This window comes from Micromonospora sp. WMMD708 (genome assembly GCF_049315245.1).
Classification (GTDB): domain Bacteria; phylum Actinomycetota; class Actinomycetes; order Mycobacteriales; family Micromonosporaceae; genus Micromonospora; species Micromonospora wenchangensis.
Window position 1 is genome coordinate 2,644,483 of the sequence record NZ_CP186060.1, and the last position, 26,437, is coordinate 2,670,919.

Annotated in this window: 22 protein-coding genes; 7 read left to right on the plus strand and 15 right to left on the minus strand. The window is 73.7% G+C overall.

Annotated elements, in window-relative coordinates:
* Positions 1–138 precede the first annotated feature (138 nt).
* From ACN260_RS11575 to ACN260_RS11590, 4 genes are all read left to right on the plus strand, one after another.
* Positions 139–1,383, plus strand: coding sequence for a glycosyltransferase (locus ACN260_RS11575; RefSeq protein ID WP_422755967.1), 1,245 nt, complete (start codon positions 139–141; stop codon positions 1,381–1,383).
* The gene (locus ACN260_RS11580) at positions 1,380–2,417 is read left to right on the plus strand and encodes a sulfotransferase family protein (protein ID WP_422755968.1); all 1,038 of its coding nucleotides are present in this window, start codon (positions 1,380–1,382) and stop codon (positions 2,415–2,417) included. Before ACN260_RS11575 ends, ACN260_RS11580 begins: the two co-directional genes overlap by 4 nt.
* 3 nt (positions 2,418–2,420) lie before the next feature.
* Complete coding sequence (locus ACN260_RS11585) at positions 2,421–3,332, plus strand: sulfotransferase family protein (protein ID WP_422756684.1); 912 nt, start codon at positions 2,421–2,423, stop codon at positions 3,330–3,332.
* A 157-nt stretch (positions 3,333–3,489) separates the two neighbouring features.
* Positions 3,490–5,385, plus strand: coding sequence for a CocE/NonD family hydrolase (locus tag ACN260_RS11590; protein ID WP_422755969.1), 1,896 nt, complete (start codon positions 3,490–3,492; stop codon positions 5,383–5,385).
* A 57-nt stretch (positions 5,386–5,442) separates the two neighbouring features.
* On the opposite strand, the gene ACN260_RS11595 is transcribed toward ACN260_RS11590, so the two are convergent.
* The 4 genes from ACN260_RS11595 to ACN260_RS11610 form a co-directional block, all read right to left on the minus strand.
* Positions 5,443–7,539: a cellulose binding domain-containing protein gene (locus ACN260_RS11595; protein WP_422755970.1), complete on the minus strand. Its 2,097-nt coding sequence runs from the start codon at positions 7,537–7,539 to the stop codon at positions 5,443–5,445.
* Positions 7,540–7,839: 300 nt separating this feature from the next.
* Entirely contained in the window at positions 7,840–8,538 is a 699-nt protein-coding gene (locus tag ACN260_RS11600; protein WP_422755971.1) for an SDR family NAD(P)-dependent oxidoreductase, read from the minus strand.
* A gap of 91 nt (positions 8,539–8,629) precedes the next feature.
* Positions 8,630–9,646, minus strand: a complete 1,017-nt coding sequence (locus ACN260_RS11605) for a hypothetical protein (RefSeq protein WP_422755972.1) — start codon at positions 9,644–9,646, stop codon at positions 8,630–8,632.
* A 313-nt stretch (positions 9,647–9,959) separates the two neighbouring features.
* Positions 9,960–11,351, minus strand: coding sequence for a PHB depolymerase family esterase (locus ACN260_RS11610; protein ID WP_422755973.1), 1,392 nt, complete (start codon positions 11,349–11,351; stop codon positions 9,960–9,962).
* Positions 11,352–11,553: 202 nt separating this feature from the next.
* Between ACN260_RS11610 and ACN260_RS11615 the strand changes: the two genes are divergently transcribed.
* Positions 11,554–12,555, plus strand: a complete 1,002-nt coding sequence (locus ACN260_RS11615; protein WP_422755974.1) for a LacI family DNA-binding transcriptional regulator — start codon at positions 11,554–11,556, stop codon at positions 12,553–12,555.
* 168 nt (positions 12,556–12,723) lie between these two features.
* On the opposite strand, the gene ACN260_RS11620 is transcribed toward ACN260_RS11615, so the two are convergent.
* Together ACN260_RS11620 and ACN260_RS11625 are read right to left on the minus strand one after the other, a co-directional pair.
* On the minus strand, positions 12,724–13,683 hold the full coding sequence (locus ACN260_RS11620; protein WP_422755975.1) for a hypothetical protein: 960 nt from the start codon (positions 13,681–13,683) through the stop codon (positions 12,724–12,726).
* 176 nt (positions 13,684–13,859) lie between these two features.
* Positions 13,860–15,227: an FAD-dependent oxidoreductase gene (locus ACN260_RS11625; protein WP_422755976.1), complete on the minus strand. Its 1,368-nt coding sequence runs from the start codon at positions 15,225–15,227 to the stop codon at positions 13,860–13,862.
* A gap of 300 nt (positions 15,228–15,527) precedes the next feature.
* Between ACN260_RS11625 and ACN260_RS11630 the strand changes: the two genes are divergently transcribed.
* Complete coding sequence (locus ACN260_RS11630) at positions 15,528–16,526, plus strand: alpha/beta fold hydrolase (RefSeq protein ID WP_422755977.1); 999 nt, start codon at positions 15,528–15,530, stop codon at positions 16,524–16,526.
* Between the two features lie 56 nt (positions 16,527–16,582).
* On the opposite strand, the gene ACN260_RS11635 is transcribed toward ACN260_RS11630, so the two are convergent.
* The 8 genes from ACN260_RS11635 to ACN260_RS11670 all read right to left on the minus strand — a co-directional run bounded on the left by ACN260_RS11635 (position 16,583) and on the right by ACN260_RS11670 (position 23,830).
* On the minus strand, positions 16,583–17,515 hold the full coding sequence (locus ACN260_RS11635; RefSeq protein ID WP_422755978.1) for an aldo/keto reductase: 933 nt from the start codon (positions 17,513–17,515) through the stop codon (positions 16,583–16,585).
* A gap of 201 nt (positions 17,516–17,716) precedes the next feature.
* A complete protein-coding gene (locus ACN260_RS11640; protein ID WP_422755979.1) occupies positions 17,717–18,286 on the minus strand; it encodes a TetR/AcrR family transcriptional regulator in 570 nt (189 codons plus the stop codon).
* A complete protein-coding gene (locus tag ACN260_RS11645) occupies positions 18,279–19,115 on the minus strand; it encodes an alpha/beta fold hydrolase (protein ID WP_422755980.1) in 837 nt (278 codons plus the stop codon). Before ACN260_RS11645 ends, ACN260_RS11640 begins: the two co-directional genes overlap by 8 nt.
* A 202-nt stretch (positions 19,116–19,317) precedes the next feature.
* Complete coding sequence (locus ACN260_RS11650; protein ID WP_422755981.1) at positions 19,318–20,067, minus strand: SDR family NAD(P)-dependent oxidoreductase; 750 nt, start codon at positions 20,065–20,067, stop codon at positions 19,318–19,320.
* A complete protein-coding gene (locus ACN260_RS11655; protein ID WP_422756685.1) occupies positions 20,067–20,297 on the minus strand; it encodes a ferredoxin in 231 nt (76 codons plus the stop codon). The genes ACN260_RS11650 and ACN260_RS11655 overlap by 1 nt, the downstream gene beginning before the upstream one ends.
* A gap of 56 nt (positions 20,298–20,353) precedes the next feature.
* On the minus strand, positions 20,354–21,595 hold the full coding sequence (locus tag ACN260_RS11660) for a cytochrome P450 (protein WP_422755982.1): 1,242 nt from the start codon (positions 21,593–21,595) through the stop codon (positions 20,354–20,356).
* Positions 21,596–21,704: 109 nt separating this feature from the next.
* Positions 21,705–22,532 carry an alpha/beta fold hydrolase gene (locus ACN260_RS11665; protein WP_422756686.1) on the minus strand — a complete coding sequence of 276 codons (828 nt, stop codon included), beginning with the start codon at positions 22,530–22,532 and terminating at the stop codon, positions 21,705–21,707.
* 8 nt (positions 22,533–22,540) lie between these two features.
* On the minus strand, positions 22,541–23,830 hold the full coding sequence (locus ACN260_RS11670; protein ID WP_422755983.1) for a nucleotide disphospho-sugar-binding domain-containing protein: 1,290 nt from the start codon (positions 23,828–23,830) through the stop codon (positions 22,541–22,543).
* 349 nt (positions 23,831–24,179) lie between these two features.
* On the opposite strand from ACN260_RS11670, the gene ACN260_RS11675 reads away from it, so the two are divergent.
* Positions 24,180–24,626 carry an SCP2 sterol-binding domain-containing protein gene (locus ACN260_RS11675; RefSeq protein WP_302744148.1) on the plus strand — a complete coding sequence of 149 codons (447 nt, stop codon included), beginning with the start codon at positions 24,180–24,182 and terminating at the stop codon, positions 24,624–24,626.
* Positions 24,627–24,739: 113 nt separating this feature from the next.
* Here ACN260_RS11675 and ACN260_RS11680 read toward each other — a convergent pair whose 3' ends face one another.
* On the minus strand, positions 24,740–26,407 hold the full coding sequence (locus ACN260_RS11680) for a (2,3-dihydroxybenzoyl)adenylate synthase (protein ID WP_422755984.1): 1,668 nt from the start codon (positions 26,405–26,407) through the stop codon (positions 24,740–24,742).
* Between the last annotated feature and the right edge of the window lie 30 nt (positions 26,408–26,437).

Below are 26,437 nucleotides of genomic sequence, written 5' to 3' on the forward strand. Positions count from 1 at the left end.
GCTACTTGGGGATCATGAGCTGGACTCACGACGGGGGTGTTGCATACGGTGGGGCCCCTGGTCACCGCTGCTGTCCGGGGCGACCACCCCACCCCGCGACCCCCGACGGACCCCAGCAGCCACCCCCGGAGCAGGCCGATGCGTGTCCTCCACGTCAACAAGTTCCTCTACCGGCGCGGCGGCGCCGAGGGCTACCTGCTCGACGTCGCCGAGCTGCAACGGGGCGACGGCGACGAGGTGGCCTTCTTCGGCATGACCCACCCGGACAACGACGCCCCCACCCCGTACGCCAGGCACTTCCCGTCCCACGTGGAGCTGGACCCGACGCCGCGCGGCGCGGGTGCCCGCGCGGCGGTCGCGGCCCGGATGATCTGGTCGCCGGCCAGCCGGCGGGGCCTGGCCCGGGTGCTCGACGAGTTCCGGCCCGACGTGGTCCACCTGCACAACATCTACCACCAGCTCTCCCCGTCCGTGCTGGCCGCGGTGCGGGCCGCCCGGGTGCCGGCCGTGATGACCCTGCACGACTACAAGCTGGCCTGCCCCAGCTACCAGATGCTCGACCGGGGGACGGTCTGCGAGGCCTGCGTGACCGGCGGGCCGCTGCGCGCGGCCCGCCGCCGCTGCAAGGACGGCTCGCTGGGGGCCAGCTCGCTGCTCGCCGTCGAATCGTGGCTGCACCGCACCACCCGGGCGTACGGGCCGGTGCAGGCGTTCGTCAGCCCCAGCCGGTTCCTGGCCGACGTGATGCGCCGGGCCGGGGTCTTCCCCGACCGGATGCACGTGGTGTCGCACTTCGTCGACGTCGCCACGACGGCGGTGAAGACGGCACCCGGCGGCCCGGTGGTCTTCGCCGGTCGGCTGGCGGCCGAGAAGGGCGTCGACGTGCTGATCGAGGCGCTCACCCGGCTGCCCGACGACGTCGTGCTGGAGGTGGCCGGGGACGGCCCGGCCCGCGACGGGCTGACCGAGCTGGCCCGGCGGCGGGCCCCCGGCCGGGTCCGGTTCCACGGCCGGCTGGACAAGGCCCGGCTGCACGAGCTGGTCCGCTCGGCCACGGTGGTGGCGGTGCCGTCGCGGTGGAACGAGAACCAGCCGATGGCGGTGCTGGAGGCGTACGGCTGCGGGGTGCCGGTGGTCGCCTCCGACCTGGGTGGCCTGCCGGAGCTGGTGACCCCGGGGGTGGACGGCGAGGTGGTGCCCGCCGACGACCCGGCCGCGCTGGCCGCCGGGCTGCACCGGGTGCTGGCCGACCCGGCTCGGGCGTACCGGATGGGGCGGGCCGGGCGGGCGCGGGTGGAGCGGGACTTCTCCCCGCAGGCGCACCTGACCCGGTTGCGGGAGGTCTACGCGACCGCCGCGCGGACCGTGCGGGAGCCGGTGTGAACCCCCCGGTGCGGGTGCTCTACCTGGCCGGCAGCGGGCGCAGCGGCAGCACCCTGGTCACCACCGTGCTGGGCCAGTACGACGGGGTCTTCGCCGCCGGGGAACTGCGCTACCTGTGGCAGCGCGGCGAGGTGGAGAACCGGCCCTGCGGCTGCGGCCGGCCGTTGCGGGACTGCCCGCTGTGGAGCGGGGTGCGCCGGGAGCTGCCGACCGACCGGGCCGCCGCGATCGCCGCCGGGCTGCGCGGGCGGCTGCGGATGCGCGGCCTGCCGACGCTGCTGCGCCGGCACCGCCGTGGTGTCCGGCCGGTGCCCGTGCACCCCGACGACGCGACGCTGGCCGACCTGTACGCGGCCGTGGCCCGGCACACCGGGGCCCGGGTGGTGGTCGACTCGTCGAAGCTGCCCCCGTACGGCGCGCTGGTCGGCGCGCTGCCCGGCATCGAGCTGCGGGTGCTGCACCTGGTCCGCGACCCCCGCGCCACCGCGTTCTCCTGGCGCCGCCGCCGGGGCCTCGACGGCGACGCCGACCCCGAGCTGATGAGCCGGCCGCCGGTGGGCAAGGCGGCCCTGCTCTGGCTGGTCTGGAACACCGTCACCGTCCGGCTGTGGGCCGACCGCGCCCCGACGGGTTACCTGCGGGTGCGCTACGAGGACCTGACCGCCGAACCGGAGGCGACGCTCGCCCGGATCGCCGCGTTCGCCGGGGTGGACCCCGACGGCGGCCCGTTCACCGGCCCGGCGACGGTCCGGCTGACGCCGACGCACTCGGTGGCCGGGAACCCGTCGCGGCACCGGACCGGCCCGGTGCCGATCACCGCCGACGTGCAGTGGCGGCACGACCTGTCCCGATGGTCGTACGCGCTGGTCACCGCGCTGACCGTGCCGGGGCTGCGCCGGTTCGGCTACCCGTGGCGGCGCGGCGTCCCGGCACCGGCCGGGGCGGGGCGGCCCGCGCGGGGCGGGCCGGCTGCGGCCGGTGGACGGTCGGTGGGTGTCGGGCGGGCGGGGTCGACCGGGCACGAGGAGGGCTGAGTGATGTTGGCGGTGGTGGTGGGGACCGGGCGGTGCGGGTCGACCCTGGTGCAGGAACTGCTGTCCCGGCATCCCGGGGTCGGGTTCGTCTCCGGGGTCGACGACAAGCTGTCCCGGCTCAACCTGGCCGGCCGGTTCAACGGCCCGCTCTACCGGCGTTCCGCGCCCCGCCCGGCGGGCATGACGTCGCTGCGGCACAGCCGCCGGCTGCTGGAGAAGGGCCGGCTGCGGGTCGCCCCGTCGGAGGCGTACCACCTGCTGGACCGGCACGTGGTGGCCGGGTTCTCCCGCCCGTGCCGGGACCTGACCGCCGACGATCTGACCCCGTACCTGGGGCGGCGGCTGCGGGCCTTCTTCGACGCCCGGATCGCCCGGCAGGGCTGCCGGCTGCTGCTGCACCACGTGACGGGCTGGCCGAGGACGGGGTTTCTGCGGGCCGGTTACCCGCAGCTGCGGGTGGTCAACGTGGTCCGCGACGGCCGGGCGGTGACCAACTCCTGGCTCCAGATGGGTTGGTGGGACGGCTGGCGGGGGCCGGACAACTGGTTCCTCGGCCCGCTGCCGACCGACCTGCGCCGGGAGTGGGAGGAGTACGACAGGTCGTTCCCGGTGCTCGCCGCGCTCGGCTGGAAGATGCTGATGGACTCCTTCGCCGAGGCCCGCGCCGCGCACCCGGAGGGGCAGTGGCTCGACGTGCGCTACGAGGACCTGCTCGCCGACCCGCGCGCCGAGGTGGCCCGGATGCTCGACTTCCTCGGCCTGGACTGGTCACCGGCGTTCGAGAAGGGTTTCGGACGCTACCGGTTCCACGCCGGACGGCAGGCCGCCTACCACGAGGAGTTGGGCGTCGCGCAGCTCGCCGCCGTGGAACGGGTGCTGGACAAGCCGCTGCGGCAGTGGGGCTACCGGGACTGACCGGCGCGCCCCACCGCCACCGCCCGTCGGGCCGCCCGTCGGTGCGGGCGGGGCGGCGTCGTCGGGGCGGCGTGGGCAAAGTTCCTACAGGTGCAGGTGGTGGTGCCGGTCGGCCGGCCCATAGCGTGCCGGGTCTCGGGACTCTCAAGGAGACTGCATGGCTGCAATGGGAACGCCCCTTCGCGCCGGGGCGGCCGTACTGTCCGCGGTGCTGCTCGCCGCCCTGGGCGCGGCGCCACGGGCGGTGGCGGCGGCGGACGGGCCGGCGATCGTGGTCCAGGACGGGGTCACCCAGCCGGTGTTCGGCTACGCCGACGCCATCCGGGAACGCCTGTTCATCGACTCCACCTTCGACAGCGACAACGACGGCCTGCGCGACATCATCGCGTTCGACCTGATGCGACCGGCGGCCACCGCGAACGGGCTCAAGGTGCCGGTCATCATGGACGCCAGCCCCTACTACTCGACGGTCTGCCGGGGCAACGAGTCCGAGTGCAAGGCCGACCTGGACGGCGACGGCCTGCTCGACAAGTGGCCACTGTTCTACGACAACTACTTCGTGCCGCGCGGCTACGCGGTGATCCTGCTGGACATGGTGGGCACCAACAACTCCACCGGCTGCCCCACCACCAACGCCAACCAGGACAATCTCAGCGCCAAGCAGGCGATCAACTGGCTCAACGGCCGGGCCACCGCGCGCAACGCCGCCGGCCAGGTGGTCACCGCCGACTGGCACAACGGCAGGTCCGGTATGATCGGCAAGTCGTACGACGGCTCGCTGGCCATGGCGACGGCGGTGACCGGCGTCAAGGGCCTGACCACGGTGGTGCCGATCAGCGGCCCCACCGAGTACTACGACTACGTGCGCAGCAACGGGGTGGTCACCCGGGGTAACAGCTACGTGGCGTCGCTGGCCAACACGGTCACCAACCCCGACCGGCGGGAGTACTGCAAGCCGGTACGGGACGCGATGGCCGCCGCCGACGGCGACGAGACCGGCGACTACACCGCCTTCTGGAACGAGCGCAGCTACGTCAAGAAGGTCCCCAACATCACCGCCAGCGTGCTGCTCTACCATGGTCTCAACGACGACAACGTCCGCGCGGACCACTTCAGCAAGTTCTGGTACGCCCTGGCGGAGAACAACATCCAGCGCAAGCTGTGGCTGTCCCAGGAGGGGCACGTCGACCCGTTCGACTCGCGGCGGGCGGTCTGGGTGTCCACCCTGCACCGGTGGTTCGACTTCTGGCTGCACGGGATCGCCAACGGCATCATGGACGAGCCCCGGGTCGACCTGGAGCGGGCCGCCGACGTGTGGGAGACCCACGCCGACTGGCCGATCCCCGGCAAGGCCGACACCGAGGTGTTCCTCCAGCCCGGCATCACCGGGGCCGGCGGCCTGAAGCTGGTGCCGACCGCGAAGCCGGCGACCGGCGCGTTCCAGGACAGCCGGACCCAGAGCCAGAACACCATGATCCTCAACCCGGACACGGTGCAGCCGAACCGGCTGGCGTTCCTGTCCGCGCCGCTGACCGCGCCCCTGCACATCTCGGGTACGCCGACGGTGCAGCTGCGGGCCTCGGCCGACCAGACCGACACCAACTTCGGGGCGATCCTGGTCGACTACGGCACCGACGAGCGGGTGGCGCACCGGGCCTCCGGTGAGGGCATCGTCACCCTGGCCACCGAGGACTGCTGGGGGCTGAACAGCCCGACCGACGACGGCTGCTACAAGCAGACCGCCAAGCGGGTCGCCACCGCCGACTACGAGCTGGTCACCAAGGGCATCATGGACGCCCAGAACCGGCAGTCGATCCGGACCGCCGTGCCGCTGGTGGTGGGGGAGTCGTACAACTTCACCTTCCCGCTGCTGCCGGAGGACTACGTGTTCAAGCCGGGCCACCGGATCGGCGTGATCATCGTGGCCAGCTACCCGCAGTACTCCAGCCAGGCGGACACCACCGCCGCGAACATCCAGGTCGCCCTGAAGAGCAGCAAGATCGTTCTTCCGGTGGTCGGCGGCACCGCCGCCGCGCACGCGGCCGGTTTCTGACCGACCCCCGGGTGGCCGCCGACGCAGCACCGCTGCGCCGACGGCCACCCGGCCCGGTCACCCCACGGTGCAGGGGGTGCCGTTGAGCACGAACCCGGTGGGCGGGACGTTCGGGCCGCTGTAGGCGCCGACGAAACCGGCGGTGGTGCTGCCCCCGGCGGCGATCCGCCGGTTGTCGTCGGTGGCGGCGACCGTCACGGTACGCCCGGTCTGCGTCCAGGTGGCGTTCCAGCCGCTGCTCACCTGCTGCCAACCGGTCGGCCAGGTGAAGGTCAGCGTCCAACCGTCGACGGGGTTCGCCCCGTTGTTGACGATCTCGACGTTGCCGACCCAGCCGTTGCCCCAGTCACTGGCGACGGTGGGCCGGACGGTGCAGCTGCTGTCGGCCGGTCCGGCGGTGGTGAAGGTGACCGGCGACGACGACCACGACACCTTCCCGGCGGTGTCCCGGGTCAGCACGTTGAGCGTGTACCGGGTGCCGGGGACGAGGTTGTCAACGGTGAACGAGGTGCCGGCCGTCTCGCCGAGCTGCTCGCTGACCGTGCCGTTCTGCCGGTACACCTCGTACTTGGCGATCGGGGCGCCCTTCGGCGGGGCCGGCGACCAGGAGATCGTCGCCGACCGGTCGGTCACCCCGCCCGCCGTGGGCTGCCCCGGCGGGGCGGGGTGCGCGGTGACCGGCGACGAGGGCCGCAGCACCAGCGTGGTCAGCGAGTACGCCGGCAACGTCGCGCTGCCGGCGCTGCCGGACTGCCCGGTGACCACGCCGGAGGCCCCGTTGGTCAGCGAGTACGTCGTCGGCGCGGCGTCCGACGGGGTGAAGCCGGCGTAGTCGATGGTGACCGGCCGGGCGTTGGCCGGGTCCTTGTTGACCAGCAGCACCGCGAGATCCCCGTCGGTGCGCCGCACGGCGTGCGCGGTGACCAGCGGCTCGTCGGTGGCGGCCCGGACGAACTGGTCACCCGGCCGGGCGAACAGGTTCATCATCGACAGCGCGTGGTACGGGGCGAACGGGGTGTTCAGCGGCGGCTCGCAGACCGAGTTGTCGGCGGTGCACCCGCCGCTGGACAGCAGCCCGAAGTCGCCGTAGTCGGTCTGCCCGGCCACCTCGGTGACGGTGCCGATGCCGTTGTGCACGTTCCACCACTGGACCGTGAACACGCCGTTCTCCAGCAGGTCGCTGTAGGCGTCGGCGAGGAACAGCGCACCCGGCTGGGTGTTCTGCCCGGTGCCGACGTTCAGCTCGGTGAAGCTGATGCCGATCCGGGCGGCGTTCGGGCCGGCGTACCGGGCGAGCTGGTCGCGCAGCAGGTGGGCCGCCTCGTCGATGTGGGCCGTGCGGGCCAGCGACTCGGCGGCGCTGCCACCCGGGTACCAGTGTACGTCCACGAAGTCGATCTTCGGGCCGGCGATGGAGAGCACGGTCCGGTTCCACGGGCCCGGGTCACTGCCGGCGGTGATCCCGTCCGGCCAGTTGCCCGGCATGGTCAGCACCGCGCCGACCTTGATCGTCGGGTCGACCGCCTTCATCGCGTCGGCGTACTCGACCACCAGCCGGGCGTACTGGCTGGCGCTCTTGTCGGCGTGGTCGTCGGCCTCCCAGGCCGAGCCGTAGTGCCCGTTGCCGTAGTTCTCGTTGCCGACCGTCCACCACTTCGCGCCGTACCCCTTGGTGATGTTGGCGTAGCGGACCCAGTCGGCGGCCTCGGCGGGGGTGCCGGTGCCGTAGTTCGCGATGATCATCGGCTGGGCGCCGACCCGCCGGGCGGCGGCCATGAAGGTGTCGAAGTCGGTGTTCGGGGCGACGTACCCGCCGGGCGCGGTGTGGTCGCGCCAGTGGTAGATGTCGGCGTAGGAGCCGCCCGGGTAGCGCATCATCCGCACGCCGGCGGCCTTGAGCAGGTCCGATGTCTCGTTGGTGCCGAGCTGGGAGTCCCAGATGGCGTGGTTGACGCCCAACGCGGTGGCCGGCACGGTGGCCAGCCCGGCGTTGGCGTTGACGGTCACGGCCACCGGGTCGGCCGCCGCGTCGGCGGGCGACGGGCCGGTCACGGCGAGCCCGCCGGTGGCGAGCAGCAGGCTCGCGGCGAGCGCCGTCACGCGCCCCGGGCCGCGACGCGACGGGCGCGACGGTGGGGCGGAAACTCTGTTCATACGGGGTTCCTTCGGGGGTCACCACAGCACACCGCCCGGCCGGTCGGGGTTGCGTCGCCCACGGGGGCGTCGAGACGGCGGGCGGGACTGATGGACGGGAGTGCTGGCGTCGTTCCGTCGTGCTTGTCGCCGTCCCCCGGAAACCCAGCGGCTCCCGGTTGCCCTGGACGACTGTCAGCCCCACGCGTGGCAAGCCATCGACGCATCAGAATCCCACGATGATCGTGGCGAATTCAAGGCGTCGGACCCGGGTGGCGTCGTGTCGTGCCGCCGTCGGCCCGGTCGCACCGCCGGGACGGCTCACCGTCGGGCGGCCACCCTCGTCGCCACCCCGGCCGCCCGTACCACCGCGGCCATCCGGCGGGGTCGGGAGACGACCGCCGGCCGGGTACGCAGGCAGTCGCGCACCACGTCGGCGGCCCGCTCCACACTGAGCAGCATCGGCTTGACCGGCGACTTCGCCATCTTGGTGTCGACGAACCCGAACCGCACGACGGTCACCCGCACCCCGTGCGGGCGCAGTGCGCCCCGCAACCCCACCAGGTACGACGTCAACCCCGCCTTGGCGGCGGCGTACCCGGGGGCCTGGGCCGACGGGGCGACGTCGGCGAGGCTGGACAGGCCCACGAGGTGACCACCGCCCCCGGCCACCATCGCCGGCACGACCACCTCCACGGTGCGCGCCGCGCCGATCAGGTTGACCTCCAGCGCCCGGGTCTGCGCCGCCAGGTCACCGAGGTCGAAGAACTCACCGACCCCCGCCGCGTAGACGCACACGTCCACCCCGCCGAGCCGGTCGACCGCCCCGGCCAGCACCGTGCGGTAGGTGTCGCCGGTGACGTCGGCGACGTGGTGGGCGTACCCGGGGGCGGTCAGGTCGCTGCCGCTGCGGGACACCCCGGCGACGGTCCAGCCGGCCGCCACCAGTTGCCGGGTCAAAGCCAGCCCGACGCCGTCGCTGTTGCCCACCACGACCGCCCGTCGCCCCTGCGCATCCATGCCCCGGACTCTAGACATCACCGTCCGGCCCCGACCCGACGCCACCCCGTTCACCGGGTCGGTGGACGGGGTGGCGGCGCAGCGGCAGCCGTCAGGGCTGGCCCTGGTAGACCTCGTCGTCGGCGCCCCGGACGAACAGCCGCACCAGACCGCCGTAGACGCTTCCCGCCGGGGCGGAGATCGTCTGTCCGGGGCCGTCGACCGTGCTCCACCCCGTCCACGCGCCGGAGTCCTGGAGGTACCAGGCGGTGCGTAGGTCGTCGCCGCCGGTGCGGACGAAGACGTGCAGCCCGCCACCGTAGACCAGGGCGGCCGGCGCGGACGCGGCACGTGCGGTGCCGGGTACGTCGCTCCACCCCGACCAGGTGCCGGACAGCGAGTACGTGTTGGTGCGCACGTTGCCGTTGGTGCCGCGGACGAAGACGTGCAGGTACCCGCCGTAGATGGCGGCGGACGGGGCCGAGTTGGCGCCCGTCGGGCCGGCGAGGGTGGTCCAGCCGGACCAGGCGGCGGTGTCCAGCGTGTACCGGTTGGTGCGGACCTTGCCGTTCGCGCCCCTGACGAACAGGTGCAGTTGGCCGCCGTAGACGGTGGCGGACGGGGCCGACGACGCGGACGTGGTGCCACCGATCGTGCTCCAGCCGGACCAGGTGCCGGTGTCCAGGGCGTACCGGTTGGTGCGTACCTTCTGGTCGGACTGCACGAACAGGTGCAGTTCCCCGCCGTAGACGGCCGCCGCCGGTGCCGAGGTCGCCGCGGCGTCACCGGGGACGGTGGACCAGCCGGACCAGGCGTCGGGGTCGGTGTCGTACCGATTGACCCGCACCTGCCCGTCGGGGCCCTGCACGAAGACGTGCAGCTCGCCGCCGTAGGTGGCGGTGGCCGGCGCGGACCGGGCCTGTGCCGTGCCCGGCACCGGCGTCCAGCCCGCCGCGCGGGCGGCCGGGGGCCGGGCGGTCACGGAGGCGACGCCCGTGGCGGGGCCCGCCGGGTGACCGACTGCCGGCACGGCGGCGGCGGGGGTGGCGACCAGGGTGACCGCCCCCAGGCCGAGAGCGAACGCGGGCAACCGGCGACGTACCGGTTCCATCGATAGAGTCAGACGCATAGACGCTCCCTTGTGGACGCTGGGTGGTGACGACGGCGTGGGCGGCTCGCGGCTGGTCCACCGGGCTGCGCACCGCCGCCCGTCCCCGCGCGGCCGGCGACCCCGGCCCGCGACCCCGGGCGACCCCCCGTCACCGTCACCCTAGCGATCCGCCCGTACCCCCACATCCACCGAACCACCCCACCCCGCCCGTCCGCGCGACAACCGGACCGGCCGGTCGGCGGGGGGAGGGGAGCGGCGGTGATCAAGAGGTTCGTGTCATCCGGATCGGTTCCGGTGACGCCAACCTCTTGATCACCGCCAGTGGGTACGGTCAGACGACCGCGCAGGGGGTGTCGTTGAGGGTGAAGAAGGCCGGTTTCGCGGTGTTGCCGGTGTGGTTGGCCTGGAAGCCGATGCTCACCGAGGCGCCCGGCGCGATCGTGCCGTTGTAGGAGACGTTGCGGGCGGTGACCGCCCCGCTGGTCGGCGAGTACGTCGCGTTCCAGCCGCCGGTGATGGTCTGTCCGGCGGGCAGGGTGAACGCCAGGCTCCAACCGTTGACCGCCGTACCGCTGGTGTTGGTGATCGTGACGGCGGTGGTCAGGCCGGTGTTCCAGGCGTTGACCGTGTAACCGACCTGGCAGCCGGCACCCGGACCGGGCGTGGTGGGCGTCGGCGGGAACGGCGTCGGCGGGGTGGTGGTCGGCACCGGCGGCGTCGTGGTGGGCGGCGGCGGGGTCGTGGTGGGGGGCGGGGTGGTGGTCGGCGGCGGCGTGGTGGTGGGCGGCGGGGTGGTGGTGGGCGGGGCGTCCAGGCCGAAGAAGCGGATCGCCTGGGCGGCGTCGACCGGCAGGTTGTGCGTGACGCCCTGCATGCTGATCGCCTCGACCGGCGCGGTGCCGCCGCTACCGCCGTACCGGGTGCGGGTGTAGCCGGCCTGCGGGGTGTCGGTGAACGTCGGCGTCTGGCTCAGCCCCTGGACGTTCGTCCACTGCTTGACCTCCTCGCCGAAGTTCGGGTAGCGCAGCGTCTCGTCGTTGGTGCCGTGCCACAACTGCATCCGGGGCCGCTTGCCGGTGTAGCCCGGGTAGGCGTTGCGGACCAGGTCGCCCCACTGCTGCGCGGTCTTGCTGACCTGCCCGTTGGCGCACTGGCTGTTCCACTCCGAGCCGTCGGTGGTGGCGAAGCAGCCGAACGGCACCCCGGCGAAGGCCGCGCCCGCCGCGAACACGTCCGGGTAGTCACCGAGCAGCACGTTGGTCATCATCGCCCCGGACGAGGTGCCGGTGGCGAAGATCCGGTTCGGGTCGACGGGGTACCGGGCCCGGACGTAGTCGACCATCGACTTGATGCCCACCGGGTCGCTGCCCCCGTCGCGGCGCAGCGCCTGCGGGGAGGAGACGTCGAAGCACTTGCTGCTGCGGGTCACCGACGGGTAGATGACGATGTAGCCGTACCGGTCGGCCAGGGCCGCGTACTGGGTGCCGGAGTAGAACGCGGGGCCGCTGCCGGTGCAGTAGTGCACCGCCACCAGCAGGCCCGGCCGGGCCGCCACCGTGTTCGGCACGTACAGGTACATCTGCAGGTTGCTCGGGTTGGCCCCGAAGTTGGTCACCTGGGTCAACGTCGCCGCCGAGGCGGGGGTGGGGGCGGCGATCGCGGCCAGCGCGGTGAGTGCGGCGGCGACCAGGGCGGTGCCGAGCAGTTTGATCCTGGGTCTCACGGGTTCCTCCGGATGATCGCGGACGTGCGGCTGCGCCGATCGAGGCTGCCCGGCGCTCGATCATGTCCGGCTCAGGAACATCCATGAGTATCGTTAGCCCGTGTCCGGCTTGGCAAGGCGGCCCGTCCCACCGGAACTTCCGGTCCCCGGGTGGCGCGGACACCGGCGTCCGGCGGGGCCGCCCCGGTGGATAATGGCCCCCATGCGTGGTCCTGCGATGACGGACGTCGCCCGCCTCGCGGGAGTCTCCCACCAGACGGTCTCCCGGGTGCTCAACGACCACCCGAACGTGCGGGAACAGACCCGGGTGCGGGTCCGCGCGGCGATCGCCGAGCTGGGCTACCGGCCGAACCGCGCGGCGCGGGCGCTGGTCACCGGCCGCTCCCAGCTGATCGGGGTGGTCGCCCAGAACAGCACCCTCTACGGGCCGGCGTCGCTGCTGGCGGCCCTGGAGCAGGCCGCCGCGTCGGCGGGGTTCGCGGTCAGTGTGGGCAGCGTCAGCACCCTCGACCGGCGGTCCATCTCCGCCGCCGTGGAGCGGCACCTCGACCACCGGGTCGCCGGCATCGTGGTGATCGCCCCGGTGGCCTCCGCCGACGAGGCGCTCGACCACCTGCCGCACGGCGTGCCGCTGGTCACCGTCGACGGCGATCCGGCCCGGGAGGCGGCGCTGGTCACCGTCGACCAGGCGGCCGGGGCCGGGCTGGCCACCCGGCACCTGCTGGACGCCGGGCACCGCACGGTGTGGCACGTCTCCGGCCCGGCGGACTGGTTCGACAGCGCCGGGCGGGTCGAGGGCTGGCGGGCGGCGCTGCGGGCGGCCGGCGCGGAGGTGCCGCCGGTGCTGTCGGCCGACTGGAGCGCCGCGTCCGGCTACCGGTGTGGGCAGATGCTGGCCCGGATGCCGGAGGTGACGGCGATCTTCGCCGCCAACGACCACCTCGCCCTCGGGGTGCTGCGGGCGTTGAGCGAACGCGGGCGTCGGGTGCCGGAGGAGATCAGCGTGGTCGGCTTCGACGACGTGCCGGAGGCGGCGTACTTCATCCCGCCGTTGACCACCGTGCGGCCCGACTTCGACGCGGTGGCCCGCGCCGGCCTGGCGATGCTGCTGCGCCAGATCGAAGCCGGCCCGGGTGTGGTGGAGCGGCACACCATCGCCCCGACCCTCGTGCACCGCGCCAGCGTCGCCGCCCCACCCACCTGACCCACCCGGCACCCCACCCGGCACCCCACCCCCCCACCCCCCCACCCCCCGCCCGAGGCGGGGTTGATCAAGAGGTTCGCGTCGACCCGAAGATCATCGGTGACGCAAACCTCTTGATCAACGAGGTCGGCGGCGGACGCCGGGGCGCAGGGGGACGGGAGGGGCGGGTCAGTTGTAGGGCATGGTGGGGAACCAGCCGACGCCGAAGATCGACGGCACCCGCAGGTCCCAGTAGACGACGGTGAACACGCCCAGGGCGACCAGCAGGGTGCCGGTCACCAGCGCCGAGCGGGCCGGGTCGGTCATCCAGCGCAGGAAACCACCCCGGGTGACCAGCACGATGACGACGAAGAGCAGCGTGACCACCACGATGTTGCCCAGCGACTGGAGGGTGAACGCCGCCGCGCCGTACACCGGGTTGCCGGTCTCCACCGCCCAGTGGAACAGCTTGTTGAACAGCGGGTACGGCCGCCCGATCAGGAAACCGCCGATCAGCGCCCCGATCAGCACCACCCGGGCCACCGGCCGGCGGGCGAACACGTCGGGCACCAACCCGAGGGCGCTGAGCCCGAGCAGGGCCAGCACCAGGCCGATCACCCCGAACACCACCGACGACTGGATCAGCCGCACCGGCATGCCGCCGACCGTGTCGGTGGACAGTTGTGGCAGGCCGTCGCCGATCAGCACCCCCACCGCGCCGTACGTCGCGGAGACCGCGACCATCCCCAGCGCCAACCAGCCCACCGGCCGCAGCAGCGACCGCAGGTGGTGCCGCAGCCGGTTCGACGCCCCCGCCTGGCTCAACGGCCCGACCGAGGCGACCATCGCGATGTTGCAGGCGGTGAAGGTGCCGGCGAACCCGGAGACGAAGGCGAACAGTAGACCCGCCCCGGTGCCGCCGATCGCCGTCGCCTTCGCGTCGTGGCCGAGCAGGTTGTTGGCCACCGTGTCACCGATGACCGAGTCGACGAACTCGAACGACCAGAGCACCGCCAGCAGCACGCCGGCGGCGGCGCTGACCAGCGCGGCGGTGCCGTGCCGGGTGGGTGCCGCCGGGGCCAGCCCGACCGGTGCCGGCGACACCGGCCGCCGGGGGAGGGGGGGCTCGGGGCTTTCTCGCAGGGCCATCGTGCCTCGTCTCTGCCGATCCGGGCGGGCGCACGGCCGACCGGACGACGACCCGCCCCGGCAGGGCGTCCGACCCACGGGTCTCCGGGCCCTGACGGGTGACGCCGTACGCCGTCGCACCCGCCGGGCAGCGACCGCTGCCCGCTCACAGCATGCCGAGGCGTACCGGTGCGGTCTTATCCGTGCGTGCTGACTTCGGCGCGCCGGCCGGTCGACCGGGACCCCGCCCGCGCGCCGGTCAGCACCCGCGCCGCGACCGGCGGGACGAGCAGCCGCTGCGGCGGGTCGACCAGGTTGAGTACCCGCAGGAACGCCGCACCGAGCGTCGGGTCGGCGGTGGCGGCGGCGTGCAGCCGGTGCACGTAGGCGTTGGTCAGCCGCACCCGCAGCGACCGGGGTCCGGGGACCTCGGGGAAGCGCAGGTCGGTGCCGACCGTGATGGACCACGGCATGTCGATCACCCGGGCGGCGCGCCGGAAGAACCGCCGGGCCAGCCCGTGCGGCCCGGCGGGCAGCAGCCGGGCCAGTTCCACCGCCTGTAGCGCGGCGACCGTGATGCCCTGCCCGTAGACCGGGTTGAAGCTGCACAGCGCGTCGCCGAAGACCAGGTATCCGGCGGGGAAGCGGCGCAGCCGCTCGTAGCGGCGGCGGACGCTGGCCGGGAAGCGCATCCGGGCCGGCGCGCCGAGCGGGCGGGCCTGCCGCAGCAGCGCGCCGATCTCCGGCGCCGGCAGGCTCTCGGCGTAGGCGAGCAGGCCGGCGTCGTCGAGCGGTGGTTCCTCACCGAACATCCCGCTGAGGGCCACCGCGAACCGGTCCTGCTCCTGCACCGCCACGATGCCGCCCCGGGTACGGCCGGGCACCGCGTTGGTGAGCACGCCGAGCAGCCCGTCGAGGTGCCGCGGGTCCCGCTGGTAGAGCCGGGTGACGTAGGTCAGGCCGACGTCCACCTGGTCCTGCGGGGCGGGCCGGTAGCCGAGCCCGGCCAGCCACACCGGGCTGCGGGTGCCCCGTCCGCCGGCGTCGACCACCAGATCGGCGGAGAGTTCGCGGGTGGCCGAGGGGCCGTCGGCCCGGCGGTGCACCCGTACCCCGGTCACCCGTCGCCGGTCCGGCGTGCCGACCAGGTCGGTCACCTCGTGTCCGGGCAGCGCGGTCACCCCCGGCAGCGCGGTCACCCGGTTGCGGACGACCTGTTCCAGCAGGGGACGGCTCACCCCGATCGCCCGCAGCCCGGACGTCGCCGGCCGCATCCGGTAGCCGTCGTTGTACCAGCGCACCTGACCGTGCAGGTCCACCAGGGGCGCGCCGAGTGCGGTCAGCTCCCCGGTGACCCCGGGCAGCAGGTCCTCCAGCACCTGCCGCCCCCGGTCCAGCAGCACGTGCAGTTGCCGGCCCTGCGGCACCCCGCGGCGGCTGGTGGCCTGCTCGGGCAGGGGATCGCGGTCGACCAGGGTGACCCGGCCGTAGGTCTCGGACAGGGCGCGGGCGGCCAGCAACCCGCCGATGCTCGCGCCGACCACCACGGCACTGTCGGTCGCCATGTCCTGACCATACGTGCGGGGATGTCGACCTGTCGTCTCGGAACGTGCGCAACATCGACCATTGACGTGGTCTACCCGCCGGGGAATGGTGACATGGTGCGACGGCGCGAATCCCATCGGTCGTCGCACGACGCGTTGCGGGGCGGCCGTCGACGACCCCGCCCGGCCACCGGCGTCGCGGTGCGGGCGGGTCGGATTCCGCCCCGGCCGCCGCCCCCGCGTCACCCGACAGTGCTGACCCGGACGAAAGGACTCCTCGTGCGCCGCTTCCCGCGAACGTCCGTCTCTCCCGGTGCCCCGGTGCCGCGCCGCCACCCGTGGCGTCGGGCCGTCGCCGCCGTGGCCGGACTCGTGCTCCTGCTGGTGGCCGCCCCCGACGCGGTCGCCGGCCCGGCCGGCCCGGCCGGGACCGCCGACCGGGCCCTGCCCGCCGGCTTCCGGCACGGTCACGTCGAGGTCGAGGGGACGAGGCTGCACTACGTCCGGGGCGGCAGCGGGCCGGCGCTGGTGCTGCTGCACGGCTGGCCGCAGACCTGGCAGGCGTGGCGGCCGGTGCTGCCCGCCCTGCGCGCTGGCCGGACGGTCGTCGCATTCGACCTGCCCGGCCTGGGTGACTCGGCCGCCCCGGCCGGCGGGTACGACAAGGCCACCACGGCCCGTCGGCTGCACGCGGCGACCCAGCAGCTCGGCCTCGGCCGGGTCGACCTGATCGGCCACGACGTCGGGGCGCTGGTGGCCTACCCGTGGGCGCGGGACTACCCGGCCGACGTGTCCCGGGTCATCGTGATCGAGACCGCGTTGTCCGGCTTCGGCCTGGAGGACCTGTACAGCCGCAGCTGGCACTTCCTGTTCAACGCCACCCCGGCGCCGACGCCCGAGCTGCTCATCGACAACGACGACGTCCCGGTCTACCTGGACCGGATCTTCGACTTCTCGTCCCAGCACGACACGATCGACCGGCAGGTCTACTACCGCGCCTACCGTGACCCGGCCGACCGGACCGCCGGCTACGAGTACTACCGCGCCTTCGCCACCGACAACGCCGACAACCGGGCACAGGCCCCGGCGAAGCCGGTGACCCTGCCGGTGCTGGCGATGGGCGCGGCGTTCTCCTTCGGCCCCGGCGTCGCCGCCTCCTACCGGCAGGTCGGCACCGACGTGCGGCAGGTCGTCGTACCGGACTCGGGTCACTGGGTTCCGGAGGAGAACCCGCAGTTCCTCGTCGACTGCACCCGGCTGTTCCTCGGCCTGCCCGGTGCGCCCGCCCCCACCCCGGCGCTCGCGGGCTGCGCCGCCTGAGCCGTCGCCGGGTGCCCCGTACCCCCCTGCGGGGCACCCGGCGACGGATCGTCCGGTCAGGCCAGCGCGTCGAGGGCCGCCCGGTCCGCCGGGGTCAGCCGCAGCCGGGCGGCGGCCATGTTCTCCTCCAGGTGCCGCACCGAGCTGGTGCCGGGGATGACCAGCACCGTCGGCGAGTAGGCCAGCAGCCAGGCGATCGCGACCTGCGCGCGGGTCGCGCCGTGCCCGTCGGCGACCGCGTCGACGGTACGCCGTTGCGCGGCGCTGAAGTCGGGCCCGAACGGCAGCGGCGGCCGCCCGTGCCGGGCACCGAGCAGCCCCGCCCCCAGCGGGAAGTACGGCACGAAGGCGATGTCCTCCTCGGCGCACCGCCGCAGCACGTCGTGGCACTCCCGGTCGAGCAGGTGGAACCGGTTCTGCACGGCGGCGACCGGGATCGCCGCCCGCGCCTGGTCGAGCTGCTTGACGGTGACGCCGCTGAGCCCGACGCCGCCGATCAGGCCCTCGTCGCGCAGCCGCACCATCATCGCGAACGACTCGGAGAACCGCACGTCGCCCGGCCGCAGCAGGCCGTCCCCGCCGACGCGCAGGTAGACCAGTTCCAACCGGTCCCGGCCCAACCGGCGCAGGTTCTCCTCCACCTGCCGGCGCAACTGGTCGGGTGCCCCGGCGGGCACGAAGTCGCCCCACCTGTCCCGCACCACCCCGATCTTGGTGCCGATCACCAGGTCGTCGGGGTACGGGTGCAGTGCCTCCCGGATCAGGTCGTTGGCCACGTGCGGGCCGTAGAAGTCACTGGTGTCGAGGTAGTTGACCCCCAACTCGACCGCCCGGCGCAGCACCGCCAGGGCGCCCGCGTGGTCGTCCGGAGGGCCGAAGGAGCCGGGGCCGGGCAGTTGCATGGTGCCGAAGCCCAACCGGTTGACGCTCAACTCGTCGCCGAGCCGGAGCCGACCGGCCTCCGGCGCGAGCCTGTCCGACAGTGTCACCCTTGCTCCCCTCGGGGGGACGCCGCACCCCGCGACGCCCGTGTGTGCGGGCTGCCCGGCCGGCGGGCGTCGACGGGGACGCCCGCCTCCCGTCGGCCATCCTCGCGGACGACGGGGACAGCGTCGCGCAGGTCGACGCAGCGTGTCGTCAGTGGGGTGACCCTGGGTGAGCAGGGGTGCCGGTGCGGGCGGGCGGGGCGGTCACCGGCCCTTCCAGTTCTCCAGGGCGGACACGACGCTGTCGACGGCCCGGTCGTAGCTTCGTTCCAGGTCGACGGGGAGGGCGAACGCCCCGGCGGTCTCCAGGCTGACGAAGCCGTGGATGACGGTGCGCAGCAGCCGGGTGGCGTCGACCGCGTCGTCGCCGAGCAGCCGGTAGCCGGCGAGCACGCGGTAGACCACCTGGACGGCGGCGTCGCTCACCCGCTGGTCCTCGGCGTCGTCGGGGTCGGGCGCCCGGACGGTCATCGGGTACTGCACCGGGTTCTGCCGCGCCCACCCGCGGTAGGCGGTGGCGAGGCTGCGGACGGCGTCGTCGCGGGCCCGGCCGACGCACGCCTCGGCGAGTGTGGTCGCCAGGTCCGCCTTGGCGCGGAGCATGATGCCCCGGCGGAGCCCCGGGAGGCCGTCGATGTGCTTGTAGAGCGACGGGACGCGGACGCCGAGGTGCTCGGCGAGCGCGGCGAGGGTCAGTTCGTCGTCCGGGTGCGCTTCGAGCAGGTAAGCGCCACGTGCGACGACCGTGTCGGTGGTGAGGCCGGCCCTAGGCACGGGTGGTGATCCGGGTGAGGAAGTCGAGCACCGCACGGGCGGTCCGGTCGGGCTGCTGGGACTGCGGGTAGTGGCCGGCGTCGGGCACCATGACCACCTCGCCGCGCAGGGTGTCGCCGATCCAGGCCGCCTCGGCCGCCGGGTCGGTGAAGTCGGGGTCGCGTTCCCCCATGACGACCAGCACGGGGGTGTCCACGTCGGCCAGTCGTGCCTCGGCGGGCCGGTGGTCGGTCTGCCGCGCCGTGCGGGAGAACGCCGTGCCGTAGCCGGGTTGGCGGAGCTTGGCGACAACGGCCGCCCGGTACTCGGCGAAGTCGGCCGGTTTGGCGCCGGCGTAGAGGGTGGGCAGGTAGGCCTTCCAGACGCGGGCCACCCAGAGCGGGGACATCAGCAGGTGGAAGAGGCTCCGCATGCCGGGGGCCTGCCGGGGGTTGCGGACGAACGGGCCGACGAGGACGAGCCCACGGACCTTTTCGGGGTGCTCGGCGGCGACGATGACCCCGGCGCCGGCAGCCATCGAGTTGCCCACGATGACGGCCGGCCGGCCGAGTTCGTCGATCAGGGCGCTGATGTCGGCGGCGGTCTCGGGGTCGCCGTAGGAGGTGAAGGTGGTGTCGCTGTCGCCGTGGCCGCGCAGGTCGGTGGTGGCCACCGTGTAGCCGGCGGCGACCAGGGCGGGGGCGAGGAACCGGTAGGACGAGCGCAGCTCGGCCATGCCGGGGACGAGCACCACGAGGGGGCCGCTGCCCTGGACGTCGTAGGCGACGCGGCCCTCGGGGCGGTGCAGGTGGCGGGTCGGTGGGCGGGTGCTGTTCCGGGCGTCGGTCATGAAGCTAGCCTAGCTAGCCGAAAAGCTAACGGCAATAGCTTTGCTGGGTGGGTGGCGTGTGGCACCCGTCCCACCAGGGGATCACGTCGCACCGGGCCGGCGTGCGGGAATCGACGACCCCCCCCGCACGCCCGCGCCCGCGGGCCCTCCCCGGACGGACGGGCCCGCAAGCGGCCAGACCCCCCGGAACGGCCGGGGACGGTCACAACCGGACCAGACCACCGTCCGCCATGATCGTCTGCCCGGTGACGAAGGCGGCGTCGTCGCTGGCCAGGAAGGCCACCGTGCCGACCACGTCCTGCGCCTCGCCGGGCCGCTTGATGGCCTGCATCGCCGCCACGTGCTCCTGCGCCGCGCCGGCCATCGGACTCTCCGCCAGCCCCGGGGTACGCGACAGGGTCGGCCCGACCGCGTTGACGGTGATGCCGTACGCGGCGACGTCGCTGGCGAGCGCCCGGGTGAAGCCGATCACCCCCATCTTGCTGGCCATGTAGTGGGTGAACCCGGGCAGGGCCAGCCCGACCGAGTTCGAGGTGAGGTTGACGATCCGCCCCCACCGCGCCTCGCACATGTGGTGCAGCACCGCCTTGGTCATCAGGAACTGCGAGTCGAGGTTGACCGCCAGCACCCTGCGCCACGCCTCGTACTCCAGCTTGAAGATGTTCCTGGCCGGGTAGATGCCGGCGTTGTTGACCAGCACGTGACAGCCGCCCATCCCGGCGGTGATCTCCGCGCCGATCCGGGCGACGTCGTCGGGGTCCGAGACGTCCCCGGTGACACCGAGGGCCTTGCGCCCCTCGCCCTCCACCAGCGCCACCGTCTCGACCGGGTCGACCAGGTCCACCGCCACCACGTCCATGCCCCGGCGGGCCAGACCCTGGCAGATCGCCTGCCCGATGCCCCGCCCCCCGCCGGTCACCACGGCGATCCGGGTACCGGTGCCGGTCGTCATCAGCCCCACCCCTTCGCCGGTGCCGCCGGATCGTCGTCGTCGCGGGGTCGTCGCCCGGTGGCCAGCCGCAGCGCACCCGACGGGCAGAGGTCGACCGCGACCCGCGCCTGCCCGGCGTCGTCCGGTTGCCGGCGCAGCAGCACCCGGCCGTCCTCGCTCTGGTCGAACAGTTCCGGGGTGGACAGCACGCACTGCCCGGCGCCGATGCACAGGCCCCGGCTCACCACCAGCGTCGTCGTCGGTTCCTCGGTGCCCACCGGGTCGCCCCCACTCACCGCAGCCTCCCTCACCAGGTCACCGGCAGCCGGTCCAGGCCGTAGATGTTCGACTCCTTGCGGAACGGCAGGCCGTCGAGTTCCTCGGCCAGCCGCAGCCCGGGGATCCGGGCGAACAGGGTACGGAACACGATCTCCAGCTCGGCGCGGGCCAGGTTCTGCCCGATGCACTGGTGGATGCCGTAGCCGAAGGCCATGTGGTGCCGCGCGCCCCGGCGGACGTCCAGCACCTCGGCGTCGGGGAAGACGTCGGTGTCCCAGTTGGCGGAGGCGAACGACAGCAGCAGCCCGTCGCCGGCCCGGACCGTCACCCCGCCGACCTCGATGTCCGCGGTGGCCACCCGGGGCAGCGCGTCGACCACCGTGAAGTAGCGCAGCAGTTCCTCCACCGCCAGGGCCGTCGCCGCCGGGTCACCGGTGACCACGGCGAGCTGGTCGGGGTTCTCCAGCAGCCCGGCCACCCCGAGGGAGATCATGCTGGCGGTGGTCTCGAAACCGGCCACCAGCAGCAGCATCGCCAACCCGACGAGCATGTCGTGGTCGAACAGCGGGGTCTGCCGGTTCTGCACCACCAGCCGGCCGAGCAGGTCGTCGGTCGGCTCCGCCTCCTTCGCGCTGACCAGCCGGTCCACGTAGGCCCGTAGCTCGCTGCTGGTCTGCTGCCGCTGCTCGGCGGAGACCGTCCGGCGCAACTGCGCGTCGGCGCTGCGGACGATCAGGTCGCGGTCCTCGTACGGCATGCCGAGCAGCTTGGTGATCATCGAGGCGGGGACCGGCAGCGCCAGTGCGGCGACCAGGTCCACCGGTTTCGGCCCGGCCAGGATCGCGTCGATGCACTCGTCGACGGTGCGTTGGATGTGCGGGCGCATCTCCTGCGCCCGGCGCAGCGTGAAGTCACCGATCAGCATCCGCCGCTGCGGGCCGTGCTCCGGCTGGTCGAGCCCGATCAGCGAGCGGCCCACGGCGGCGATGTTGCGCCGGGTCTGCGGGGTCACCGGTTCGGTCAACGGCAGGTTCGGGTGGAACCGGTCGGCGCTCACCCGGGGATCGGTCAGCAGCCGCCGCACGTCGGCGTAGCGGGTGACCAGCCAGGCGAGCTGCCCGTCCGGTACCCGGACCCGGCTGACCGGCGCCTCGGCGCGCAACCCGACGTACTCGGGGGCGGGGGCGAACGGGCAGGTACGGGGCATCGGGAAGTCGGGTGTCCCCCCGGTGGACGCCGCATTGGCGGCGAATGTACTGTTAACGGTCATCTCGATCCTCTCGGTGTGTGGGTCGGTGGCCCCGGGCGGCGGCCCGGCCCCCGGAGCCGACACGGAACCCGGCGTCGACCCGGGACACGCCGGGGCGGCGCGGGGCGGCTCATCCCGGGTGCCGGGCGAGATGGGCGAGCAGCGCCGCGGAGAGCCGGTCCGGCGCCTCCTCGGGCACCCAGTGCGACACCCCGTCGAAGGTGAGGAACTCGTACGGGGCCGTCACCCAGGCACCGGTCCCGTGTGCCGCGACCGGGCCGACGCCCATGTCGTCACTGCCCCAGACGTACAGCGTCGGCACCTCGACCGGCCCCGCCTCGACGTCCTCCGGCCGGGTCGCCCGGTACCAGTTCAACGCGGCGGTCAACGCGCCGGGCGCGGTCAACCGGTCCAGGTAGGTGGCCAGCTTCGCCGGCCCCGCTGCACCCAGCATCCGGCGCAGGAACGCGGCGTCGTCGGCCAGCAGCATCCCCTCGGCCTGCCCCGGCTGCCGGAACATCGCCAGGTACGCCGAGCGGCGCTGCTGGTCGACGTCGGTGGCCAGCGCGTCGGCGAACGGCCGGGGGTGCGGTACCGACACGGCGGTGAAGGTCCGCAACAGCTCCGGACGCCGGTCGGCCACCGCCCAGCCGATCGCCGCCCCCCAGTCGTGCCCGACCAGGTCGAACCGCGACCAGCCCAGCTGCCCGGCGACGGCGACGACGTCGTCGACCAGCGCGTCCATCCGGTACGCGTCGACGTCGTCGGGGCGTACCCCGGGGGAGTAGCCGCGCTGGTCCGGCGCGACGGCGTGGTAGCCGGCCGCGCCCAGCGCCGCGAGCTGGTGCTCCCACTCGACGGCCCCCTGCGGGAAGCCGTGCAGCAGCAGCACCCCCCGGCCGTCGGTGGGACCGGCGCTCAACGCGTCGAAGGTGCCGGCGTCGGTGGTCAACCGCAGTGACCCGGTCATGTCGGCCGCCCGGCCCGCGCGGCGGCCACGTCCCGGTACTGGTCGACCAGCCGGTGCAGCGCCGGGACCAGGTCGTTCGGGGTGGGCAGGCCGGCCACCTGGGTCCGCAGCCGTTCGGCGTTCGCCTTGAACGACGGGTCCTTGAGCACCCGGGCCAGATCCTCGGCGAGCGCCTCGGAGGTGAGGTGGTCGGCGTCGGCGACGAACCGGCCGGCGCCCTGCTGCTGCAGGCCGTTGGCGTGGGCCAGCGGCCCCCACCACTGGAACCCCCAGTGCGTCCCCGGAATGATCAGCTGCGGTACGGCGTGCTCGATGGCGGTGGCGAAGGTGCCCGCCCCACCGTGGTGCACGATCGCCGCGCAGCTCGGCAGCAGCATCGCCAGCGGCACGAAGTCGACCACCCGGACGTTGTCCGGCAGCTTCGCGATGGTGGCGAGCTGCTTGGCGTTGAAGGTGGCGATCACCTCGGCGTCCAGCCCGCTCACCGCGTCCAGCAGGTCGGCGGCGGGTGCCTCGGTGCCGCGCCCGTTGCGGTGCGACTCGCCGAGGGTGAGGCAGATCCGGGGCCGCTGCTGCTCCTCGCGCAACCAGTCGGGGATCCGGGCCGGCGGGTTCACCGCGATGTGCCGCACCGGCACCAGGTGCAGCCCGTCGGGCTGGTACTGCCACGGCGGCATCGGGTCGATGGTGAAGTGCCCGACGGCGACGTCCTCGTCGAACCGGGTGCCGTAGCCGTCCAGCACCCGGTCCAGCCAGTCGCGCAACGGGTCACCCTGGTCCCGGGCGGCGCGGCGCAACTGGGTGATCCCGTCCGGGCCCATCATCATCCGGGCGTGCGGCACCCCGCAGACGGTGGCGGCGGCCGGCGCGGCGTACACCATGGAGTCCCAGACCACCAGGTCGGGCCGCCACGAGGCGATCAGCGTGACCAGGTCGGCGATCATCTCGTCGGTGGAGAACAGCGCGAAACCCCAGGACGCCCGGGACAGCTTCTCCAACGGGTTGTCCCGGGGGAAGTCCTGCTGCAACGGCATCTCCTGGCGTTCACCGGGGGCCATCACCACCGGCGGCGCCTCGCCGGGGCGTACCCCCGGATAGAAGGCCGGCATCTCCGTGCGCGTCCGACCCACCTCGACCGGCACGAACCCGGCCGCGATGATGGCGTCGGCGATCTCGGGCTGGCTGGCGACGCGGACGTCGTGTCCGGCCGTGCGCAGCGCCCACGCCAACGGCGTCATGATGTGCAGGTGCGCCTTGTTGGCGTGCGGCACGAAGAGCACTCTCATCCGGTCTCCTCAGCTCGGTGTCCCGGCCCGGTGGGCGGCGGCCCGAGGTCGACCGTCACGCGGGCACGGTGCTGCGCCCCCCGTCGACCTCCTCCCCACCATGATCTCGGCCCCGGCCGTCCCGGGACATCTCCATACATGCCCTCTCGTCGGCGGCGACCGGGCATCGTCGAAGTAGGCAGCCCACGCTGACCTCTCCATACTCGACGGACAGGCGGCCGCGCCCGACGCACCGGCCGCCGGTCGGATGCCCGACACGCCGGTGCCGCCGGCCCGCCGTCGCGGTCGCGCCGCGTCCCGCCGCCACCCCCGCCGGCCCCTCCCTGCCCGTACGACGAAAGGGACACCCATGTTCGCCGACGCCGACCCCGCCCTGATGGAACCCCGAGACTTCGCCCGACTGGTCACCGCCACCCCCGTCGACGAACTGCGCCGGGTGATGGGCGGCCCGCACCGCCGCACCATCCTCGACGGCATCTTCGTCCGGATGCCGACCCTGTTCCGCGCCGACCGGGCCGGGAACACCGAGGCCGTCCTGCACTGGAGCGTCGGCGACCGGCGCGAGGGCACGGTGGACACCTACGAGATGGTCATCGCCGGTGGTGAGTGCGTGCTGTCGCAGCGGCCGGACCGGGAACCCCGGCTCACCCTGACCCTCAGCGACATCGACTTCCTGAAACTGGTCAGCAGCAACGCCAACCCGGTCACCATGTTCGTGCTGGGCCGGATGAAGGCCAAGGGCGACCGGGGGCTGGCCATGCGTATCCCCACCCTGTTCGACATCCCGAAACCCTGACCGGACACGGGGGCGGGGGCGCACCCGGTGCGCCCCGCCCCCGTGTCATCCACGTCCCGCCCCCGTCGACGGCCGGCGGGTGGCCGGGCCGTCCCACCGGCCCGGCCGGCGGGTCAGCCGGCGAGCCGGCGGCCGATGTCCGCGCGGAGCTGCTTCTTGTTCACCTTGCCGACCGCCGTGAACGGCAACTCGTCCACGGTCACCAGCAGCTCCGGCAGCTTGAACGCGGCCACCCCGGCCCGCTGCATCACCGCTTGTACCTCCTGCAGGGTGACCGTCCGGCCGGGCTGCGGCACCACGTAGAGGCAGACCCGCTCACCCAGCTCGGCGTCCGGCATGGCGACCGCGGCGGCCAGGCTCACCGCGTCGAGCTGGTAGGCGAAGTTCTCCACCTCCTCGGCGGAGATCTTCTCGCCACCCCGGTTGATCAGGTCCTTGTCCCGGCCCTCGATGACCAGGTTCCCGTCGGGCCGCAACCGGACGATGTCCCCGGTGTTGTACCAGCCGTCGGTGAACGCCCGCGCGGTCAGCTCCGGTGAACGGTAGTAGCCGCGCGGCGTGTACGGCCCCCGGGTCAGCAGCACCCCCGGCTCGCCCGGCGGCACCGGCCGGCCGTCCTCGTCGACCAGCCGCAGCTCGTCGTCGGGACAGATCGGCCGGCCCTGGCTGTGGCACACCACGTCCTGCGGGTCGTCCGGGCGGGTGAGGCAGAGCAGCCCCTCCGCCATGCCGTACACCTGCTGCAGCTCGCAGCCGAGCACCGGCGTCACCCGCCGGGCCACCTGGTCGGCCAGCCGGGAACCGGCGACCTGGACCCGGCGCAGCGAGCTGAGGTCCCGGTCCGGGTCCTTCTCCCGGTACTCCAGCCAGCGTTGCACCGCGGCCGGTACCAGCGAGGTGAAGGTGGCCCGTTCCCGCTGCACCGCCTCGAACGCCCGCTCCGGCGCGGGCGACGGCAGGATCACCACCCGACCGCCGGCCAGCAGCGTGCCCAGGATGCCCGGCCCGGCCATCGGGTAGCCGTGCGCCAGCGGCAGCACCGCCAGGTAGACCGTCGAGGCGTCCACCCCGGACAGCTCGGCGGCCCGGCGCATCATGTAGCCGTAGTCGTCGTGGGTCCGGGCGATCAGCTTCGGCACCCCGGTGGTGCCGCCGGAGAGCAGGAACAGGGCGACCGCCGACCCGGCGGGCGCGGCGGCGTCCAGCACCGAGCGGGCCGCCGCCGGGACGTCCGCCGGCCGGCACAGCCGCCGCAGGTCGACACTGTCCGCGCGGACGTCCGTCCCGGCGACCAGCACGTGCCGCAGGGTCGGCGCGTCCGCGGCCACCTCGTGGGCCAGCGCCTGGTGGTCGAAATCCCGCAACACGTCCGGTACGACCAGCGCCCGCGCCCCGGTCAACGCCACGATCGCGGCGATCTCCTGCCGCCGGTGCGCCGGCAGCGCCATCACCGGCACCGCGCCCAGCCGGAAACAGGCCACCGTCAGCACGACGAACTCCCAGCAGTTGGGCAACTGCACCACCACCCGGTCGTCGGGACGTATCCCCAGTTCCCGCAGGCGCTCGGCGGCGCCGTCGGCGCGGGCGGTCAGCTCGGCGAAGGTGAGGCGTACCGGGCCGTCGACCAGGCACGTCTTGGCGGGGTCGGCGTCGGCGGCGGCGTACAGGTACGCCCCCAGCGGCCGGTGAGTCCAGTAGCCCCGCTCGGTGTACCGCGCCACCAGCTCCGGCGGCCACGGCACGGTCCCGTCGAGGGTAGGTCGGGTCGCTTCTGCGGACATGTCGGGCCCTCCCGATCCGATCGGTCGACA

Excerpts from the sequence above, each read along its gene's own strand:
- ACN260_RS11575 (WP_422755967.1), top strand. The coding sequence starts at position 139 with ATGCGTGTCCTCCACGTCAACAAGTTCCTCTACCGGCGCGGCGGCGCC.
- ACN260_RS11620 (WP_422755975.1), bottom strand. The coding sequence starts at position 13,683 with ATGGCCCTGCGAGAAAGCCCCGAGCCCCCCCTCCCCCGGCGGCCGGTG.
- ACN260_RS11605 (WP_422755972.1), bottom strand. The coding sequence starts at position 9,646 with ATGCGTCTGACTCTATCGATGGAACCGGTACGTCGCCGGTTGCCCGCG.
- ACN260_RS11625 (WP_422755976.1), bottom strand. The coding sequence starts at position 15,227 with ATGGCGACCGACAGTGCCGTGGTGGTCGGCGCGAGCATCGGCGGGTTG.
- ACN260_RS11590 (WP_422755969.1), top strand. The coding sequence starts at position 3,490 with ATGGCTGCAATGGGAACGCCCCTTCGCGCCGGGGCGGCCGTACTGTCC.
- ACN260_RS11650 (WP_422755981.1), bottom strand. The coding sequence starts at position 20,067 with ATGACGACCGGCACCGGTACCCGGATCGCCGTGGTGACCGGCGGGGGG.
- ACN260_RS11595 (WP_422755970.1), bottom strand. The coding sequence starts at position 7,539 with ATGAACAGAGTTTCCGCCCCACCGTCGCGCCCGTCGCGTCGCGGCCCG.
- ACN260_RS11645 (WP_422755980.1), bottom strand. The coding sequence starts at position 19,115 with ATGACCGACGCCCGGAACAGCACCCGCCCACCGACCCGCCACCTGCAC.
- ACN260_RS11670 (WP_422755983.1), bottom strand. The coding sequence starts at position 23,830 with ATGAGAGTGCTCTTCGTGCCGCACGCCAACAAGGCGCACCTGCACATC.
- ACN260_RS11585 (WP_422756684.1), top strand. The coding sequence starts at position 2,421 with ATGTTGGCGGTGGTGGTGGGGACCGGGCGGTGCGGGTCGACCCTGGTG.
- ACN260_RS11615 (WP_422755974.1), top strand. The coding sequence starts at position 11,554 with ATGCGTGGTCCTGCGATGACGGACGTCGCCCGCCTCGCGGGAGTCTCC.
- ACN260_RS11680 (WP_422755984.1), bottom strand. The coding sequence starts at position 26,407 with ATGTCCGCAGAAGCGACCCGACCTACCCTCGACGGGACCGTGCCGTGG.
- ACN260_RS11660 (WP_422755982.1), bottom strand. The coding sequence starts at position 21,595 with ATGACCGTTAACAGTACATTCGCCGCCAATGCGGCGTCCACCGGGGGG.
- ACN260_RS11675 (WP_302744148.1), top strand. The coding sequence starts at position 24,180 with ATGTTCGCCGACGCCGACCCCGCCCTGATGGAACCCCGAGACTTCGCC.
- ACN260_RS11600 (WP_422755971.1), bottom strand. The coding sequence starts at position 8,538 with ATGGATGCGCAGGGGCGACGGGCGGTCGTGGTGGGCAACAGCGACGGC.